The sequence below is a fragment of the Methylomonas sp. MK1 genome, from assembly GCF_000365425.1.
Classification (GTDB): Bacteria; Pseudomonadota; Gammaproteobacteria; order Methylococcales; family Methylomonadaceae; genus Methylomonas.
On record NZ_AQOV01000001.1, the window covers coordinates 3,414,226 to 3,432,927 of the forward strand.

The window sequence follows — 18,702 nt, forward strand, 5'->3', positions numbered from 1 at the left end:
AAAGCTACAGCTTTAATTGATTTAGTGCAAGCCTTGCCGTTAGTGCAGGCTGGTTAATAAGGTTGTCGTCTTTGGGTATGCAAGACGTTGGTACAGGTGGTCAGCAATTTTGCTGACCATTGCGGCTTGAAACCAGTGAACTCAACGTCAATTTTGCAGTGTGGCTAAGATATTGAAGTAGCGTCGCGATTTCCGCTGTAAATCCAGCTATTCCTCAACTGTCAGTAACTGTTGTCTTGCCAAGCTTCGATCCACAATTCTGGCAATATTGTTGATCAACCGGAACAGTGGTTTCGCATGCGGGACATGTATTGGATGACTGGGTTTTGTGTCCGCAGGTATTACAAAAATGAGTATTTGCGGTAATGTCGGCGCCGCATTGCTGACAGGTCAGTTTTTGTTGGGGGAGAAACCTTGATAACATTTCAACCAGCTTGGCAACGGTATCGACCAAGTAAGTTGCATGGCTATACGCCCTGACCACAAACCAAATACTGACGCTTACGATCAGAATGATCGCGCTACTATGGTAAATCGTTCTACCTAAGCTATCGACGAACGGCGCCAATAACTCCCAAAACAACGCCTGCACTGTAATCAAAATCAACAGAGCGGTTAACGGTTCCGCAATGCCTTTGGCAAACGACAACGCACCGCCGCTATTGGGAATGGCTTCTATAACGTAGCCGGCAAAAAAATAAAACAAAATTAATGCCGCCAGCCTGGCGAAAAACCAGACTAAGCCCGCAGCCTTGAATACACCAGCCACTTCCAATTCCGTCATTACCGGTACTAGCGTAATTAATTTGCCTATTGTCAGAATGCTGGCAATCGTAATGAATAGCTGGGCGGCCCGCTGCCATGCGTTGCTCGATGAGGAAATCAAAGAAAACATAGGCGTTTCAACTCCTGTTTGTAGGGGACCGAATTTGAATCAATCATTAGCTCGTTGAACGAGCGTGATTCCTTAGGTAGAGAATAACATACAAAAAAGCGGATAACCCTCGCTGCTAAAACCGTAGAAGTTCAAACACTGTCTGGCTATTTACGGCTCGTAGACCACAGTCGAAAAACGGTTTTTTGCCTTATCTAAATCCTTTACGGTACTATTCAGTGGCAATGCGCAATTGATTTTCCCTTCTCTCAAACGACATCATGCCCCCCGAACAATTCCAACAAAAACTCTTTAGCTGGTTTGATAATCATGGCCGCAAGGATTTGCCATGGCAACGGGACATTAATCCTTATCGAGTTTGGGTGTCGGAGATTATGTTACAGCAAACGCAAGTCGTCAGCGTGATTGCATATTTCAATCGCTTCGTCGCCAGATTTCCAACGGTGCAAAGCCTGGCAAGCGCAGAGCTGGACGAAGTCTTACAGCACTGGTCCGGGCTTGGCTATTATGCGCGTGCCAGAAACCTACACAAAACGGCACAAATCGTTGCCGACAATGCCGGCATATTCCCGCAAACCGTCGCAGAACTCAGTGCCTTGCCCGGCATCGGCCGCTCCACTGCGGGGGCGATACTCAGCATTGCTTGCGGGCAAAGTCAGCCCATATTGGACGGCAACGTCAAGCGCGTACTGGCGCGGTTTCACGCCGTGCATGGCTGGCCAGGCGACAACAAGGTTGCGGGGCAGCTTTGGCAAATTAGTCAGCGCTATACGCCGACGCAAAGAACCGGAGACTATACGCAGGCGATGATGGACTTGGGGGCCACGCTCTGCACCCGCAGTAAGCCGCTATGCGACATCTGCCCTATCGCAGATAGCTGTCAGGCCAGGCAGATGGGTGTAATAAAACAATTGCCAGGCCCCAAGCCTCGCAAGGATGTACCGGTCAAACAATTATATTTCCTGCTGTTATTAGACAAGGAAAACCGGATATTGCTGGAAAGGCGGCCGCCGACCGGTATTTGGGGCGGACTATGGAGTGTGCCGGAATTTGCCGATCCGCAGGCTTTGCAAGACTGGTGTCTGCAACGCAATTACCGAATCCATGCCTCGCAAGCTTTACCAGGCCAGCGCCACAGTTTTTCGCATTATCATCTGGACTACACGCCGTTCCTGGCGAAATTGGAAAACCCCATAAACAATGTGATGGAAGGCGAGCGGGCGGTTTGGTATAAAACCGCAGAGATTACTACTTTAGGTTTGCCGGCGCCGATCAAGCGTCTGCTGCAACAACATTTCACAGAGGATCAAAATGACGAGAATGATTAAATGCGTAAAACTGGGCATTGAGGCTGAAGGTCTGGATGCGCCGCCGTTTCCTGGTGCCAACGGCCAACGCATTTTCGATCATGTATCGAAACAGGCCTGGAAGGACTGGCTGGCGATGCAAACCATGATAATTAACGAGCAGAGGCTATCCAGTTTCGATCCGGCCGCAAAAAAAATATTGGAAGCCGAGCGTGAGAAATTTTTATTTGCAGGAGGGTTCGAGTTGCCGGAAGGCTATGTGCCGAAAAAATAGTGCCGGGTGGGCTTTAGACGCGTTGTCAGATTGGTAGTATTAAAAGGCCATCTGTACGGCTTTTGTATAATGTTAATGCGGTTAAAACATTGACAAAATGGCTGTGACTGGAACGCTCAGGATGTATATCAAAAACTATCCTCCGGAGAAAAGTTATGAGCGCAACTGTAGCAAATCAGATTCATGCCTTGCGCGCCACTCTCGGCGATCATGTCCTGATCGGTAAAATAGTGGATGTGTTTTATGCAAAAATGCTGGACGACTATCGGATTAACCGCTTCTTCTTCAGCCGCCCGGCTGCTGAGCAGGCCGGTGCCCTAAAAGCTTATTTGAAAGCTTACTTCAATAGCTTCAATAGTGCCGATGAGAGAGTATTAGAGGCATTGGACGGGTATTTTACGACAGCGTTTGCCCGCACTAACGCCAAACCGAGTTTGGTTACCGGTAACGATTTTGCCTTCCTGCTGGATATCGTTGGCGGGCAAGAGATAAGAAGCATCACGTTGTTAACGCCTGCCCATTGTTTTTTGATGAAGCTCGGTCCTGACGATTTCCATTACGACATAGTGATGGAGCATTTGGTCGCCTCTTTAAAACAATTGAATATCTCCGAAGATTTGGCTTATCAAATCATGGCTTTGGCGGAGAAAGGTAGAGATGGTTTGTTGGCTAGAGGCGTTGAAGTTAAGAAAGCCGCTTGAATAGCGTTTTAGTAGCTCGGGTTTCTCTCTCTTAGGGATTGCCTAAGAGAGCATTATCACTAGCTGTCGTCCTTGATCATTGCAACAAGAAAATCTACGAAGCTATGAATGGCTAAGCCGGTGCCCACTGCGCTTGCCATGTTTGCCAGTAATTTGCCGACAACGCCTAAAAGTTTTTCAAGCAGTTTGTGGCCGCCGATAATTTCTATTCCGTAGAGCAAAAATTCGCCTAAAAAATGATTGATGACGGCGAGCTTTAGATTTAGCTGGGTTCCCAATAAGCCTTGCGCTAACAAAGTGTGGGTTTCGGCACGTTGCAAGCCGTCTTTTAACGCCGAAAAATTCGGATTAAGTTCCATCCAGGCTTTTTTATAATCGTCGCGAAATTTCGGTTGAAAATACTCGCCGTTATTTATCACCTTCTCTAAAAATTGCTGCAGAGCATCAACGAAATTCAGCAACCTTTTTCTGTCATCCTCGCCAGCCCCAAAGACAAATTTTTCCACTGCTGTTCCTTCTATATGATGTCGGCGTTCTCACCGAAAAAAAATTGCAGGCTGACTTTTAACCCGCTCACGAATTTTGCGCTTAGCAAAATAAGGACTATTTCTTTACATACAGGTCGGTAATCGTCCCCTCTATCATTTCCGCCGCAAACGCAAAGGTTTCGGATAAAGTTGGATGCGGGTGGATGCTCAGACTAATGTCCGTCGCATCCGCACCCATTTCCAAAGCCAGCACGGCTTCTGCGACTAATTCGCCCGCACCAGGCCCGGTAAAGCCGGCACCAAGAATACGGCCGGTGGTTTTGTCAGTCAGTATTTTGGTAATACCTTCGCTACGGCCCAGCGCCAAAGAGCGACCACTGGCGGCCCAAGGGAATACGGCTTTGTCGAATTCCACACCTTGCTGCTGTGCCTGGGTTTCGGTTAAGCCCATCCAGGCTACTTCGGGATCGGTATATGCTACGGACGGAATGGTCAGCGCGTCGAAACCGGCTTTATGGCCGGCAATGACTTCGGCGGCGATTTTACCCTCGTGCGTGGCTTTGTGGGCCAGCATCGGATTGCCGACGATGTCGCCGATCGCGAAAATATTGCTGACGTTGGTGCGACCTTGCTTGTCCACCGGAATGAAACCACGCTCGTCAACATTGACGCCCGCTTTGTCGGCATCGATCAGCTTGCCGTTGGGACGGCGACCGACTGCCACCAATACCGCATCAAAAACCTCCGACTCAGGTGCATCCTTGCCTTCCATAGTGACCTTAATGCCGGCATCCGTGGGCTCCATGGCTTTGACGCTGGTTTTCAGCCACAGATTCTCGTATTGCTTTTTGATCTTGCGTTGCAGCGGTGTAACCAAATCTTTGTCGCAGCCGGGGATAATCTGATCCATCAATTCCACGACGCTGATTTTCGAGCCCAATGCGTGGTAAACAGTCGCCATTTCTAACCCAATAATGCCGCCGCCAACGATCAATAATTTTTCCGGTATCGATTTTAATTCCAACGCATCGGTTGAATCCCAAACACGCGGGTCGTCGTGCGGAAAGCTGGGGATTTTGGTCGGCTGCGAGCCGGCGGCGATGATGGCGTTGTCGAAAGTGATGGTTTGCACGCCGGATTCGCCGGTTACGGTCAAACTGTTGGCCGTGGCAAATTTACCCACGCCATGGATTACGGTGACCTTGCGTTGCTTCGCTAATTTGCCGAGGCCTTGATTCAAGCTTTGGCTGACGCTTAGTTTCCAAGCGCGGATTTGGTCCAGATCGATGTTAGGCTTACCGAAACTAACGCCGTGTTCCGCCATGGCATCGGCTTCGTGTATCACTTGCGCGGTGTGCAGCAAAGCTTTGGACGGGATACAGCCCACATTCAAGCAAACCCCACCCAATACTGGGTAGCGTTCGACCAACACGACTTGCTTGCCCAAATCGGCAGCGCGGAACGCGGCGGTATAACCACCGGGGCCGCCGCCAAGTACCAGAACTTCAGCATGCGTGACAGAATCGCTCATATCCTTACTCCTACAATAACAGCCGGCGAATGTCGCCCAGATAAGATTTCAATGCTTCCATAAAACGTGCGCCTTCGGCACCGTCGATGACTCGATGGTCGTAGGTAATATCCAGCGGCAACATCAATTTCGGTTCGAACGCGGAACCGTTCCAGACCGGTTGCATTTTCGAACGGGTGACGCCCAAAATCGCCACTTCCGGCGCGTTGACGATAGGCGTGAACGCGGTGCCGCCGATGCCGCCCAAGCTGGAGATGGTCATGCAGCCACCTTGCATGTCGGCCGGTTTCAATTTGCCGGTTCTGGCCAGTTCGCTTTTCTCGGCCAACTCATTGGACAATTGGAAAATACCTTTCTTATCCACATCGCGGATGACCGGTACGACGAGACCATTTGGCGTATCGACGGCAATGCCAATGTGGAAGTATTTTTTGAAATACAACTTGTCGCCTTCCGGAGATAGCGAGCTGTTGAAGGCCGGATATTTCTGCATCGCAGCGACCAAGGCCTTCATGATGAAGATCAGGCCGGTGACTTTGACGGCGTCCTTCGCCAAGCCGGCGTTGACTGACTTGCGGAAGTCTTCCATCGCATCGATAGCCACCTCATCGTGATAGGTCACCAACGGCAGGTTTAACCAGACGCGGGTCAGATTTTGACCAGTCAGACGCTTGATTTTGCTGAGCGGTTTTTCTTCGATTTCCCCGAATTGGGTGAAATCGACCGCTGGAATAGCCGGTATGCCTGCGCCGCCGCTGGTCGAACCGCCGGAGGCCATGACTTGCTTGACGAAGTTTTTCACATCGTCTTGCAGGATCCGACCCTTACGGCCGCTGCCGGTTTGGATCTTGCTCAGGTCCACACCCAATTCGCGGGCAAAGAGTCTGACGCTAGGCGTGGCGTGCGCTTTAAAACCTTCGTTACTTGTTGCGACTGGTGCAGCAGGTGCTGGGGCAGGCTTGGTCGGTTCTGCTTTTGGTGCTTCCGCAACCGGAGCAGGGGTTGGTTCGACTGGGGCTGGCGTGGCTGCCGGCGCCGGTTCGGAAGGAGCCGCAGCGACTGCTTCGCCGGCTTCAAGGGTGGCGATCAGCGTACCCTCGGAGACTTTATCACCCGGTTTAATGTGTACGGTTTTAATGGTGCCGGCCGCGCTGGAAGGTAAATCCATAGTGGCTTTATCGGTTTCCATCACCGCCAAAGTTTGTTCAACAGCGACCACATCGCCGGGTTTGATCAGTACTTCGACGATGTCGATTTCAGGGACGTTACCGACGTCGGGGACCTTTATTTCAATTACAGAACTCATATGTCGCTTTCCGTTAAATCAACCAAGGAGCGGTTGCGTCAGGGTTGATGTTGTATTTCGCGATTGCCACTTCGACCTTGGCGGCATCGAATTCGCCGGCTTGCGCCAGACTATGCAATGCGGCGATGGTGACGTGGTGCCGGTCCACTTCAAAGAAACTCCGCAGTTTGGCGCGAGTGTCGGAGCGGCCAAAACCGTCGGTCCCCAGTACGGTGTAAGACGCTTTTACCCAAGGCCGGATTTGTTCGGCAAATGCGCGCATGTAATCGGTGGCTGCAATAATTGGACCTTTGCTATTGTCCAGGCAATGCGCGACATGCGTGGTACGCGGTTTTTCGGTCGGATGTAAGCGGTTCCAGCGTTCGCAGGTTTGGCCGTCGCGAGCCAATTCGGTAAAGCTGGGGCAGCTCCAGATATCGGCGTCCACGCCCCAGTCGTCGTGCAGCAATTTGGCGGCTTCGATCACTTCGATAAAAATGGTACCGGAACCCAATAACTGCACGCGCGGTTTTTTGCTGTTCGGGCCTTTTTTGAACAAATACATCCCTTTCAAGATGTCGGCTTCCGCACCTTCCGGCATGGCCGGCTGGTCGTAGTTTTCGTTCATCAAGGTGATGTAGTAAAAAATGTCCTCCTGTTCGACATACATCCGGCGCAAACCGTCCTGAATGATCACCGCTAACTCGCAAGCGAAGGTGGGGTCGTAGGAATAGCAGTTGGGTACGGTAGCTGACATCAAGTGGCTATGGCCGTCTTCATGCTGCAAGCCTTCGCCATTCAGGGTGGTTCTGCCGGCGGTGCCGCCCAGCAGGAAGCCGCGCGTGCGTTGATCGGCTGCAGCCCAGATCAGGTCGCCGACGCGTTGGAAACCGAACATCGAGTAATAGATAAAGAACGGAATCATCGGCACGCCATGTGTCGAATAGGCAGTACCTGCCGCGATCCAGTCGCACAAACCGCCCGCTTCGTTGATGCCTTCCTGCAACACTTGGCCGTGCTTGTCTTCCTTATAAAACATCAATTGCTCAGCGTCTTGCGGGGTATAGAGCTGGCCGACTTGCGACCAGATACCCAGCTGACGGAACATGCCTTCCATACCAAAGGTGCGCGATTCGTCGGGTACGATAGGCACCACGCGTTTGCCGATTTGCTTGTCCTTGACCAGTATGTTCAGTATGCGCACAAAGGCCATCGTGGTGGAAATTTCGTGCCCTTCGCCGGTGCCGTCCAGTAGGGTTTTGAACGCCGATAAAGCGGGGATTTCCAGAGGGTAAGATTTGGCGCGGCGAGCCGGCAGGAAACCGCCGAGATCGACGCGGCGTTGACGCAGATAATTCAGTTCGGCAGAGTCTTCCGCAAAACGCAGGTAAGGCAGATTGATCAACTCTTCGTCGCTGACCGGCAATTGATAGCGGTCTCGGATGTATTTGATCGATTCCATGCTCATCTTCTTCTGTTGATGGCTGGTGTTTTGCGCTTGTCCCGAATCGCCCATGCCGTAACCTTTGATGGTTTTGGCCAGAACTACAGTGGGTTGGCCGGTATGGTTGACAGCAGCATTGAATGCTGCGAAAACTTTGATTGGGTCGTGGCCGCCGCGATTCAATTCCCAGATGTCGCGGTCAGTGTAGTCTTTCACCAATTCTTGCAATTCCGGGGTGTTGAAGAATTTTTCCCGGACGTAAGCGCCGTCCTTGGATTTGAAGGTTTGATAATCACCATCGACGCATTCCATCATGCGTTTTACGATCAGGCCATCTTTATCGCGGGACAAGATAGCATCCCAACGACGACCCCAGATAACTTTGATCACGTTCCAGTTCGCGCCGCGGAAGTTGCCTTCCAGTTCCTGAATGATCTTGCCGTTGCCGCGTACCGGGCCGTCCAGACGTTGCAGGTTGCAATTGACGACGAAAATCAGGTTGTCCAGTTTTTCGCGGCCGGCCATGCCAATCGCGCCTAGGGTTTCCGGTTCGTCAGTTTCGCCGTCGCCCAAGAAGGCCCATACTTTACGACCGTCGGTATTGGCAAAGCCGCGATTTTGCATGTAACGCATGAAGCGGGCTTGGTAAATGGCCATGATAGGGCCTAAGCCCATCGATACGGTGGGGAATTGCCAGAAGTCGGGCATCAACCACGGGTGCGGATAAGAGGATAAGCCGTTGCCGCCGACTTCCTGCCTAAAGCTGTCCATTTGTTCTTCGCTCAAACGGCCGAGCAAGAAGGCATGAGCGTAAGTGCCTGGTGCGGAATGGCCTTGCGAGAAAATCAGGTCGCCGCCGTGTTTGTCCGAGGGCGCGTTCCAGAAATGATTTTGCCCTACGTCGTACAAGGTAACCGCGGAAGCGAAACTGGCGATATGGCCACCAACGTTGGTGTATTTATTCGCGCGCAATACCATCATCATTGCGTTCCAGCGCACGTAAGAGCGGATGGTGCGCTCGATGTCGGTATTGCCGGGGAATTTAGGTTGTCGATCTATCGGGATGGTGTTGATGTATGGTGTGTTGGCTGAGAACGGAATGTCCATGCCGGCTTGTCTGGCGGTACTGAGCAGAGTTTCAATCAAAAAGGTGGCGCGGTCGCCACCTTCTTTTTCTATCACCGCTTGCAGTGCCTCCATCCATTCTAGGGTTTCAGCAGGATCAATATCGTGTTTGGCGGCAATATCGGTATTGTTGGTCATTACGGAACCTTGGAAAACGTTGGATTAGCTTAAAAAGGATACCCGAAATGACTGGTTTGAGCATACTTTTTTAGCAATCCGCTGCCAGCAAATCTGGCTAGAATCCAGGTAAAACCTGGATGTGGACAAAAACCGCAGCGGATTAGTTTTTCCAAACCGGCAAAAGACTATTGCATGGTTAGAATTGAATTGGGTTTAATCCGTTTCAGCCCTTAAGTACAGGTGGCTTTGCAAGCCGACATGACGTAAAATTTGTGCCAGTACTCATTTTTAAGGAAATCCCTATGCGTAATCAACTAGTTAAACCCTTGGTTGCCTTGTTTCTTTCTACGGCAAGCATAGAAGCTAGCGCTGGGCTGGTCAGTTTTACCTCGACTGAGTTCCAGCAAACCCAGGATGGACAGCTTTTTACCTTCACGATTGATAATGCGCCTTTGGCTGATTTAGTGACCGGCAGCTTCACTATCCATGCGCGTGGAGATTACTCCATCAACGCATCTACTGCCAATCCTGAGAACATCGCTGTTACATTCGAAAGCGTTATCAGCAATCTGAAATTCGCCCCTATTGCTCCACCAGTTAACTCTAGTTCTGTCTTTGTCGACGCCAACAATTACAGCACGGTTACAAACGCCGATTTGGTCGAGTGGTCGCGGAGCACGCCGCTACCGGGTGCTTTATTGCAGAGCTGGACACAGGACAACAAAATCCTTATCACCTTGGCACTATCACCTGATGTGACCGCGGACTTGAATGCTGGACAAGGCAGCAACCCTTTTGTCCAAGCCACTATCACGTATACGACTTCGGCAGTACCTTTGCCGGCTGCAACATGGCTGTTTTTGTCTGGTCTGATTGGTATGGTAGGGTACGGAAAACAGCGCAAAGCAGATTAAAGCTTGTTCCCAGGCAACAAAAAGCCGGCTTATGCCGGCTTTTTGTTGCGAAATGCACTTGATTAATGAATAACGCTATCGGGGTGTTGCAAATCAGGCAGCACACTGCTGATGCCAGTATTGAGCAATGCGCCGGTATCGACGGTAAAGCTACCAACGTCGGTGCTATCGCCATCACCATCTGTTGCACTAAAACCAAACTGTAATTGCAGGTTTTGTGGCGCTACGCTGCTATATTGCAGACCTCCCACCGCGAGTTTGCCAAAATTAACCTGGATTTCCAATCTGTCATAACCACCAACCACATCAATCGGGTCCGTAAGCCCACCTCCAGCAGGCGTGCTAAATACAACCGTTCCAGTATCAACTTGGGTTAGCCCCCTATAAGCTGTCCAGGTAAAAACATCCAAAGCACTACCAACATCGGCTTCATTGAGTTGTACCGAGTTTACTAATTGCGGGGATGTAATATCGAAACCGCCGACAGTACCAAATCTGTAGGTTATTACTTCCGATGTATCCAAAAATCTATCACCCACACCGACGTCATTGTTTGTTGAGTCGATAAACAGGTTGCTGCCCTCAACAAGTAGAGAATTCCCTACAGCAACTTTTCCGGCACCGAAAGCCAGCGCGGCACTACCAAAATCTAGCGTGGTGCTCGGCGCAGCAGGCAAATCCAAAACATCGTGTAATTCCAATTTGTACGCACCATCAACGGCGCCGTTAACTGTCGGCAGCAGCGAAAATACCATGCGGTCAGCACTGAGGTCGGCAAATGTGGTCGTCAGGGCACCGTTATCGACAAAAGCATAAAGCTCTTGTAACTGGTCGCCGTTGCTATCGACAATCAAATAAGAAATACCGTCTGCTCGAGACGTTAACGCCCCATTATTGTTTATCAAATTTACACCACCGGCACTTCCAAAGCCATCAAAACCCAGATCGTAATCAATCAAGCCTGTTAATGTTTGACCTGCGGCATCTTGTAAATTCCCGTTGCTGTTTTTGACGAAGGGTGCGTCATCAAACACGTTCGCGCTAAACGTCGTATTTGCGACCCTACCGTCCTGATCGGTTAACGTTGCGGAAAATGTAAAGCCAATAGCCGGCGATTCCGGCGTGCCCGTGTTTATGTGGGTCAAAGCGTTTAGCAAGGTGAAGGTGTAACTGCCATTGTTCACAACTACCTGATAAGAGCCGTCGTTAGCTGTCAGGGTTTGCGTATTACTATCCCAAGTCGCTCCAGTTGCCGACAAAGCTACTGATAACGGCGTTTGGCCGTTAATGCTTAGCGTACCGGACTGAGAAAGTAGCTGGCTGGCACTGCTTTCGTCCACAATGACATTAGTAGCGCTGCCGACTATCGGGATAGCGGCAGCGGCCTGGTCCGGATTCAATATCAAAACTTCCGGCACAATCGGCGTAAACGCCACCTCAGGCCCCGTGGTATCGAAACCGTTAGTGACAGGTGCCACGGGGTTGAGGTATTCGACAGTAACCGGCACATGGCCTTCGTTACCTGCTCCCGGTGCGCCTCCGGCACCCGGCGCTCCGCCGGCGGCGGTAGCTTCGGCTATTGCCGTCGGATCGGCGCCGGCCAGTAAGGCGGCTTGAATTTCTTCGGCGGAGAGTCCTGCCGGTTGCGGGTTTTGCGCGGTCTGAGTTGCGTCGCCCAGTTCTTGCAATACGGCACCCAGTTGCATGCTGTCATTGCCGCCCATGTCAACGAAGGAGCCGTTGGCAAGCTGTATCATCACCGTGCTGCCATCGGCAGTAGTTAAGAGATCGGTCGGGTAAACGCGGTCGCCCACCTGCAAAATACGTTTACTGCCGTCGGCGGCAATGGCGGTAACGGTGCCGGTTGCGATTTTAACGATGCCGATTTCTTTGGCCATGCTTTGCTCCGGAGATTATTCCAAGTAAATAACGTGATTTAGTGGCCGAATAATAAGCTAATTTGAACAAGTTGACATAGTACCTTGGTTCGAAATTTGCCTAGACGAGTCGTTAGGAACTGCACGACAACATGGAACAGCCAGCGCGCTGCTTGGCCCAGTCGGGCCGTTTGGCGGCAAAACTCTGTTTATCCGTTTGTTCGGAGTAAGGGCGTCGAAGCACTTCGAGCAATTCCCGGACTAAAGAAAAATCGCCTTGTTCCGCCTGGTCAATAGCCAATTGCGCCAGGTAATTACGCAATACGTATTTCGGATTGACCGCATTCATTGCTGAACTGCGCTCCAGCGGTAGTCTAGCGTCGCGCTGACTGCGCAGGCGATAAATGGCGAACCAGCGGGTGGCTTGCTCCATGATGTCGTCGGTCAACGGTTCGTAGCTGGTGCGTTGCAATAGTGCTAAAAATTGCGCCGGCGAATTGGATTCCGCGCTTACATCGACATCGGCCAGCTGCCGATAAAACAAGGTCATATCGGTTTCAGCGGCTTGCATTAGCTGCGTTAGTTCGTTAACCAAGCCATCGTCTTCGCTGGGTTCGAACGTTGTTAGACCCAATTTGGCGGCCATCATCGCCTGCCAGCCGGCGTCGAAGGTTTCGGTGTAGGCCAATAAGGCTTGCTGCAAACTTTCGGCACGCATAATCAAGGGGTACAAAGCGTTGGCGAGTTGTACCAAATTCCAATACGCAATTTTCGCCTGATTACCGAACCGGTAGCGGCGGCCTTGCGCATCAGTGGTGTTGGGGGTCCAGTCCGGATCGTAATTTTCCAGCCAGCCGTAAGGACCATAATCGATGGTCAAGCCCAGTATCGACATATTGTCGGTGTTCATCACCCCGTGCACGAAACCGACCCGCTGCCAGTGCACGATCATTTCGGCCGTCTTGCGGCACACTTGTTTAAACCATTCCAGGTAGACGGGAATCGATGGCTCACCCAGCTCCGGAAAATCGGTGCGAATGGTGTAATCCACCAGTTTTTTCAGCGAATCGATGTCATCGCGCGCGGTGAATATTTGAAAACTGCCGAATCGGGTAAACGACTGTGCCACCCTGCACACCACCGCGCCGGGTTCCATTTGCGGATTACCGTCGTAAAACATGTCGCGCACGACTTGCTTACCGGTCAGGATTACACTCAAGGCGCGGGTGGTCGGCACACCGAGATGATGCATGGCTTCGCTGCACAAAAACTCGCGTATTGAAGAACGCAGAACCGCCAAGCCGTCGGCGCTGCGGGAATATGGTGTAACGCCCGCGCCTTTTAGTTGTAAGGTATAACGTTGGTTATGCTGATTAACGACCTCGCCCAAGTTGATAGCCCGGCCATCGCCGAGCTGACCGGCCCAGTGGCCGAATTGATGGCCGCCATAGCACATCGCATAAGCTTCCATGCCTTTTGCCAATCGGCTGCCGGCAAATACTTGGCAAAAATCTTCCGATTCGCAAATCTCGGCGGATAAGCCCAAATCTTCCGCGACTTCCCTGGAATAAGTAACTAACCTGGGTTGCTGCGCCGGTGTCGGATTGGCCCTGGAATAGCAAGCTGCATAAACTTGGCGCCGAAAATTGTCCGGTTCGGGATCACCAGGCAACTCGCGGATAAAACGATTGTCGAAGTTCAGATTATCGAGGGCTGAATTGTGGTTTTCGGTAGGCATGATGACATCTTATCGGTGGCTAAAAAATTTTCGAATCGCGGCTGGAACCGGCTAAGATAAGCCACTAACAGCTAGTTTATACCAATCAACTTTTCAATTAGGGAATACAAATGAAGAATTTTCTTGCAAAACGCGGACCACGCGCTTTTGGCTTTAGTTCACTTCTATTAGTCGCCAGCCTTGCGACTACGCAATTGACCGGTTGCTTTACTGTCGGCCAAGAGTTTTCCCCCGTCAGAGTGCCGGAAATCAAGGTCGGCCAAACCCGTAAGCAAGATATTACCGAAATGTTCGGCACGCCTTGGCGCACCGGCATGGAAGATGGTAAGCCTACCTGGACTTATGGGATCTACAAATATGCCTTGTTCGGCGGTAACGATTCACAGGATTTGTTGATTCGCTTCGACGCGCAAGGTGTAGTGCGGTCTTACACCTTTAGTTCTACCCGCAAATAATCGTGGTGGCCGGTGCTTGCCCGCGGCATTTTAGCGGTTTCGCTGTTATTGGCGTCCGGTAGCGGCGTAGCGAAAAAGCTTTATAAATATCAGGATGCCCAGGGTAACTGGTATTTTACCGATCAGGCCCCGGCATCTAATCAGCCGGTAGAAGTCAGACAACTAAAAGCCGCCAATCCTAGACGCGTTTGGCTGGAAAAAACCGCGGATGACTTGCAGCCGAGTTTTTTTGCGCTGAACGCCTATCCGGGGCCTATAGAGTTGGCAGTCGATTGGCGAGAGCGGGAAAATGTCCGCGCCAATCCGGATTTGCCGCGCCGCTTTGTCGTTGAATCCGGACAGTCCGGCAGCTTGTTTTCGCTTATTCCCAACGAAAGCGCCGGATTTTATAGTGTCAATCTGCAATACAGTTATGTGGTTGGCCGGCCGTTACCGGGCTATGTGAGCCAAACGCTTTATAAGCCACCCTTGCCCGCCGGCGCGCAGTTTCAAATTACCCAAGCTTTTAATGGACCATACAGTCATCACGATTCACAAAACCGCTATGCGGTAGACATTATGATGCCGGTTGATACGCCGATTTACGCGGCTCGCGGCGGTATCGTATTAGAAGTGGAAAACGATTACACCGGCAATGGTACCAGCCAGGCTTTTGCCGCTAAGGCCAACAGCATCAGGATCTTGCATGAGGACGGCTCCATGGCCGTTTATGCGCATCTGGCGTTGGAAAAGGCTCAAGTCTCGCCAGGAATGCGGGTGGCCACCGGACAGTTGATCGGTTACTCCGGCAATACCGGCTTGACGACCGGGCCGCATTTGCATTTTGCGGTGCAGATTAATCACGGTATGGAGCTGATTTCGGTACCGTTTCAATTCGCCGATGCGGAGGGGCTGGCAGTGGAGCCAAGGCTTGGTCTGTGGCTATATGGGCCTTTGCAGGTAAACGGCAATTAGCCTTCTGCTGCGGACCTAAAAAACCGGAAACATCCGCGACCGGCGCATTTGGCTTGATACATGGCATTATCGGCGTTTTTCAACAGGGTATGTGCTTCCAAGCCGTCACCCGGATAAACGGCAATACCTACGCTGGAAGAGATATCCAGGGTGTGTTGTTGAATCACAAATGGCTGATTCAAACTAGCCAAGATGTTTTCCGCTACCAATCCGGCCGCCGATTGTCTGTCTAATTGACTGAGCAAAATCACAAACTCGTCGCCACCCAAGCGCGACACGGTATCCGTTTCGCGCTTTACGCATGCTTCCAGGCGATTCGCCACTTCCTTCAACAATAAGTCGCCGACATCGTGGCCGAAGCTGTCGTTGACCGGCTTGAATTTGTCCAGATCCAGATAGAGCAAGGCCAGCAAACCGTGCTCGCGTCTGGCCTGAGCGATAGCCTGATGTAGACGGTCGATCAGCAAGGTGCGATTGGGCAGATCGGTTAGTGCGTCAAAGTGGGCCAGATGATGAATGTGTTGCTCTATGGCTTTACGTGCCGTTATGTCCATCATCGTGCCGACATAATGAGTAATTTTGTCATCCGCGCCTTTCACGGCGCTGATGGTGAGCCATTCCGGGAATATATTGCCGTTCTTACGCCGATTCCATATTTCGCCTTGCCAGACGCCCTTGCTATCGATTGATTGCCACATCTCTGCAAAAAACAGCGCGTTGTGAATGCCGGAATTGAGTAAATTCATTTTTTGACCGACGGCTTCTGCGCTGGAGTAGCCGGTAATTTCGGTAAACGATTTATTCACCTTTAAAATCACGGCATTGGCATCGGTAATCATCATGCCCTCTTGCGATTCGAAAGCCGTAGCGGCAATCCGCAGTTCGGTGTCCAGGCGTTTACGTTCGCTAATGTTTTGCACGAAGGTAAAACTCAGTTCCAAGCCATTGTGAGCGATGTAGTGGCAGGTGAGCTCGACAGGGAAAATCGTGCCGTCCTTACGCCGATGCCGACTTTCGTGGCTGACGATTTCGCAGTCGCGCAAACGCCCCCAAATGCTCGACCAGGCACTGGCCGGAAAGTCCGGATCGAATTCCCAAGGGCTCATACCCACCAATTCGTCCCGCGAATAGCCCAAGGACAGACACGCGTAATCATTGACGTACGTCACCATGCCCCTGGGATCAAGACAGAAGAAAGCGGTCTTGCTTTTATCGACCATGGTTTTGGTCAGCCACAACTCGTTTTCGATCTTCTTTAGTTCGGTGATGTCATCGTATACCCCCAATACCCCGATGGCTTCACCCAGACTGTTCCGCAGTGGCGCTTTGGAGGTTCGCAGCAGAATCTCCCGGCCATCGGGAGTGGTTTGCGGCTCTTCGTACGCCAGCTTAGGCACATTGGATTGCATTACGAGGCGGTCATCGGCACGGTAGATTTCCGCCTGATCCCGCCAGGACAATTGGCTATCGACTTTGCCGACAATGTCTTCAGCCCTGGCCAAGCCGCAATCTCCAGCAAACTGGGAGTTACAGCCGAGATAGCGCGATTGCGGATCTTTCCAAAACACCCGCGTGGGTATGGTTTCGATCACCGACTGCAACAGGCTACGCGACTCGGCGAGCGCGTTCATTGCTGCGATGCGTTTGGAAATATCGTAGAGCAACACCAACTGCATTTTATGATCGGCTCCACCTATACGTGTGGCGGTGGCCATTACGTGTTTGGTCAGACCGTTTTTGCAGCGGATTTTGATTTCCAGGGGCTGAAATTCAAGGTCGTCATTTTCGAAGCGCTTTTGCCATTCCGCGCTGATCGTTTCACGGTAAACAGGATCGGGGAAGGCCTGTAGTCGCCATGCGGATAGGTTAGGAATATCCCGGAGCTCGTAGCCGAAGACCTTGGTAAACTCCGGATTCAGCATTTGCAGATTGCGCTTGTCGTCGAATAGTGCCAGCGGAATGGGCAGTGCGGTGACGATAGTACTCAACTGGCTATTATCGTCGTTCAAACTGCTCAGTTGATCTAAAAAGACAATAATCATGGCGCAGATCAACGAGGCGACAAGCAGCGATGCGACCAAGCCGGTGAGTAGATAATCGAAGCTGATTTCGCCTTTCAGCAGCAAATCCATCATCGCCACAATCGATTCGGTGAGCACTGTCGCCAGAACCACCGAAATCAGCCAAAGCTGGTATTTATTGATACGCTGTAAACGGCTGAGAAGGATGTATTTCAAACTAGGCTTTAGGTACTTATTCGGCTGAAAAGCTCGGCCATTTACGAGATTATTTGTACGCTAAAGCTTACATGCTTGTAAGCTTGTTGCAAAATTTTTCGGGAATTTTTCCTTTTTTTAGTCTATGGCTATGCAAATGGCGGTCAATGATCAGCTTTACCTCTACGCTGAGTGACGAGGATGAATAAGGCAATCAAGCAAAATCCGGCTCCGGCATAAAATGTAAATTCGGCGCCGTAGCTATCCCACAGCAAACCCGCCATGACGCTAGCCAACAACATGGCGATACCGCCGACCAGATTGAAAAACCCGTAAGCGGTGCCGCGCAGGTCGGCCGGCGAAGTATCGGCGACCATTTTTGCCAGCAAGCCTTGGGTCATGCCCATGTGTACCCCCCAAAGTCCCACGCCGGCCAGCACGATTCGCCAGTCGGCGCTACTAGCCAGCACCAAGTCGGCGGCGATTAGCACGACCAGTCCCCAGCCCAGCAATTTGCGATGCGATACGCTGTCGGACAGGCGGCCGAATGGGTAGGCCGTGGCCGAATAAACGATATTCATCGCCACCATTGCCAAGGGTAACAGCGCAATTGGAATACCGCTTTGTTGTGCGCGCAGCACCAAAAATGCCTCGCTGAAACGCGCCAGCGTGAACACCGCGCCGATAATCACTACCCGCCAATAGCCGGCATGCAAGCGTTGCAGATTGGCGCGTTTGATCGGATTACCGTGTTGCGAACGCTGTATATGCTTGGGTTCCCGTACGCCAAACAGCAACATCATGACCGATAACAGGCCAGGAATAACCGCCACCCAAAATACCGCCCGAAAATCATTAGCCCACAGCAGCATTAGCGCCACGGCCAGCAATGGCCCGAGGAATGACCCTACCGTGTCCAGCGATTGCCGTAGGCCAAAGGCCGCGCCGCGAATTTCCGGCGGGGTAATGTCGGCGACCAGCGCGTCGCGCGGGGCGCCGCGTATGCCCTTGCCGACCCGGTCCAGCAAGCGCGCCGTCAGGACCATACCGCTGCTGCCGGCAATCGCAAACAAAGGCTTGGTCAAGGCTCCCAGGCTATAGCCGATCAAAGCCAAGCTTTTGCGCTTGCCCAGATAATCGCTGAGCACGCCGGAAAATACCTTTACGATCAGCGCGGTCGCTTCCGCAGCGCCTTCGATCAAACCGATACTTAAGCTGCTGGCATGCAAAGTGGTGAGCATGAATATCGGCAGCAGGCTGTGGATCATTTCCGAGGAAATATCCATCAACATACTCACAAAGCCCAATGCCCAAACGCTTTTGGGGATTTGTCGCCAGATGGGTTTTGCGCCGGAGTGCGTCATGGAATTTAATTTTG

General features: G+C 51.7%; 15 protein-coding genes. 6 read left to right on the top strand and 9 right to left on the bottom strand.

What is annotated here, in order from left to right; all coding sequences use genetic code 11:
• Positions 1 to 214 precede the first annotated feature (214 nt).
• Complete coding sequence (locus tag G006_RS0116225; protein ID WP_020484271.1) at positions 215 to 895, bottom strand: zinc ribbon domain-containing protein; 681 nt, start codon at positions 893 to 895, stop codon at positions 215 to 217.
• A gap of 260 nt (positions 896 to 1,155) precedes the next feature.
• Between G006_RS0116225 and mutY the strand changes: the two genes are divergently transcribed.
• From mutY to G006_RS0116240, 3 genes are all read left to right on the top strand, one after another.
• Complete coding sequence (gene mutY / locus G006_RS0116230; RefSeq protein WP_020484272.1) at positions 1,156 to 2,223, top strand: A/G-specific adenine glycosylase; 1,068 nt, start codon at positions 1,156 to 1,158, stop codon at positions 2,221 to 2,223.
• Positions 2,207 to 2,476 carry an oxidative damage protection protein gene (locus G006_RS0116235; protein WP_026147105.1) on the top strand — a complete coding sequence of 90 codons (270 nt, stop codon included), beginning with the start codon at positions 2,207 to 2,209 and terminating at the stop codon, positions 2,474 to 2,476. Before mutY ends, G006_RS0116235 begins: the two co-directional genes overlap by 17 nt.
• A 155-nt stretch (positions 2,477 to 2,631) precedes the next feature.
• The gene (locus G006_RS0116240) at positions 2,632 to 3,177 is read left to right on the top strand and encodes a hypothetical protein (protein ID WP_020484274.1); all 546 of its coding nucleotides are present in this window, start codon (positions 2,632 to 2,634) and stop codon (positions 3,175 to 3,177) included.
• Between the two features lie 59 nt (positions 3,178 to 3,236).
• Here G006_RS0116240 and G006_RS0116245 read toward each other — a convergent pair whose 3' ends face one another.
• The 4 genes from G006_RS0116245 to aceE all read right to left on the bottom strand — a co-directional run bounded on the left by G006_RS0116245 (position 3,237) and on the right by aceE (position 9,188).
• Positions 3,237 to 3,683 (bottom strand): hypothetical protein, encoded by a 447-nt coding sequence (locus G006_RS0116245; RefSeq protein ID WP_020484275.1) that lies wholly within the window; start codon positions 3,681 to 3,683, stop codon positions 3,237 to 3,239.
• Between the two features lie 97 nt (positions 3,684 to 3,780).
• The gene (gene lpdA / locus G006_RS0116250; RefSeq protein WP_020484276.1) at positions 3,781 to 5,196 is read right to left on the bottom strand and encodes a dihydrolipoyl dehydrogenase; all 1,416 of its coding nucleotides are present in this window, start codon (positions 5,194 to 5,196) and stop codon (positions 3,781 to 3,783) included.
• Between the two features lie 10 nt (positions 5,197 to 5,206).
• On the bottom strand, positions 5,207 to 6,502 hold the full coding sequence (locus G006_RS0116255) for a 2-oxo acid dehydrogenase subunit E2 (protein WP_020484277.1): 1,296 nt from the start codon (positions 6,500 to 6,502) through the stop codon (positions 5,207 to 5,209).
• A 13-nt stretch (positions 6,503 to 6,515) separates the two neighbouring features.
• Entirely contained in the window at positions 6,516 to 9,188 is a 2,673-nt protein-coding gene (aceE, locus tag G006_RS0116260) for a pyruvate dehydrogenase (acetyl-transferring), homodimeric type (RefSeq protein WP_020484278.1), read from the bottom strand.
• 284 nt (positions 9,189 to 9,472) lie between these two features.
• Here aceE and G006_RS28900 point away from each other — a divergent pair, with 284 nt between their 5' ends.
• Positions 9,473 to 10,084, top strand: coding sequence for a VPLPA-CTERM sorting domain-containing protein (locus tag G006_RS28900; protein WP_020484279.1), 612 nt, complete (start codon positions 9,473 to 9,475; stop codon positions 10,082 to 10,084).
• Between the two features lie 62 nt (positions 10,085 to 10,146).
• Here the strand turns inward: G006_RS28900 and G006_RS0116270 are convergent, their stop codons facing one another.
• Positions 10,147 to 11,982, bottom strand: coding sequence for a retention module-containing protein (locus tag G006_RS0116270; protein ID WP_020484280.1), 1,836 nt, complete (start codon positions 11,980 to 11,982; stop codon positions 10,147 to 10,149).
• Between the two features lie 112 nt (positions 11,983 to 12,094).
• Positions 12,095 to 13,699, bottom strand: coding sequence for a protein adenylyltransferase SelO (locus G006_RS0116275; RefSeq protein ID WP_020484281.1), 1,605 nt, complete (start codon positions 13,697 to 13,699; stop codon positions 12,095 to 12,097).
• A gap of 110 nt (positions 13,700 to 13,809) precedes the next feature.
• On the opposite strand from G006_RS0116275, the gene bamE reads away from it, so the two are divergent.
• Together bamE and G006_RS0116285 are read left to right on the top strand one after the other, a co-directional pair.
• Positions 13,810 to 14,154, top strand: a complete 345-nt coding sequence (gene bamE / locus G006_RS0116280) for an outer membrane protein assembly factor BamE domain-containing protein (protein ID WP_020484282.1) — start codon at positions 13,810 to 13,812, stop codon at positions 14,152 to 14,154.
• A gap of 12 nt (positions 14,155 to 14,166) precedes the next feature.
• Positions 14,167 to 15,108, top strand: a complete 942-nt coding sequence (locus G006_RS0116285; protein WP_020484283.1) for a peptidoglycan DD-metalloendopeptidase family protein — start codon at positions 14,167 to 14,169, stop codon at positions 15,106 to 15,108.
• Here the strand turns inward: G006_RS0116285 and G006_RS27170 are convergent.
• Together G006_RS27170 and G006_RS0116295 are read right to left on the bottom strand one after the other, a co-directional pair.
• Positions 15,105 to 17,345, bottom strand: coding sequence for a PAS domain S-box protein (locus tag G006_RS27170; RefSeq protein ID WP_020484284.1), 2,241 nt, complete (start codon positions 17,343 to 17,345; stop codon positions 15,105 to 15,107). The genes G006_RS0116285 and G006_RS27170 overlap by 4 nt on opposite strands.
• Positions 17,346 to 17,488: 143 nt before the next feature.
• The gene (locus tag G006_RS0116295; protein WP_020484285.1) at positions 17,489 to 18,688 is read right to left on the bottom strand and encodes an MFS transporter; all 1,200 of its coding nucleotides are present in this window, start codon (positions 18,686 to 18,688) and stop codon (positions 17,489 to 17,491) included.
• Between the last annotated feature and the right edge of the window lie 14 nt (positions 18,689 to 18,702).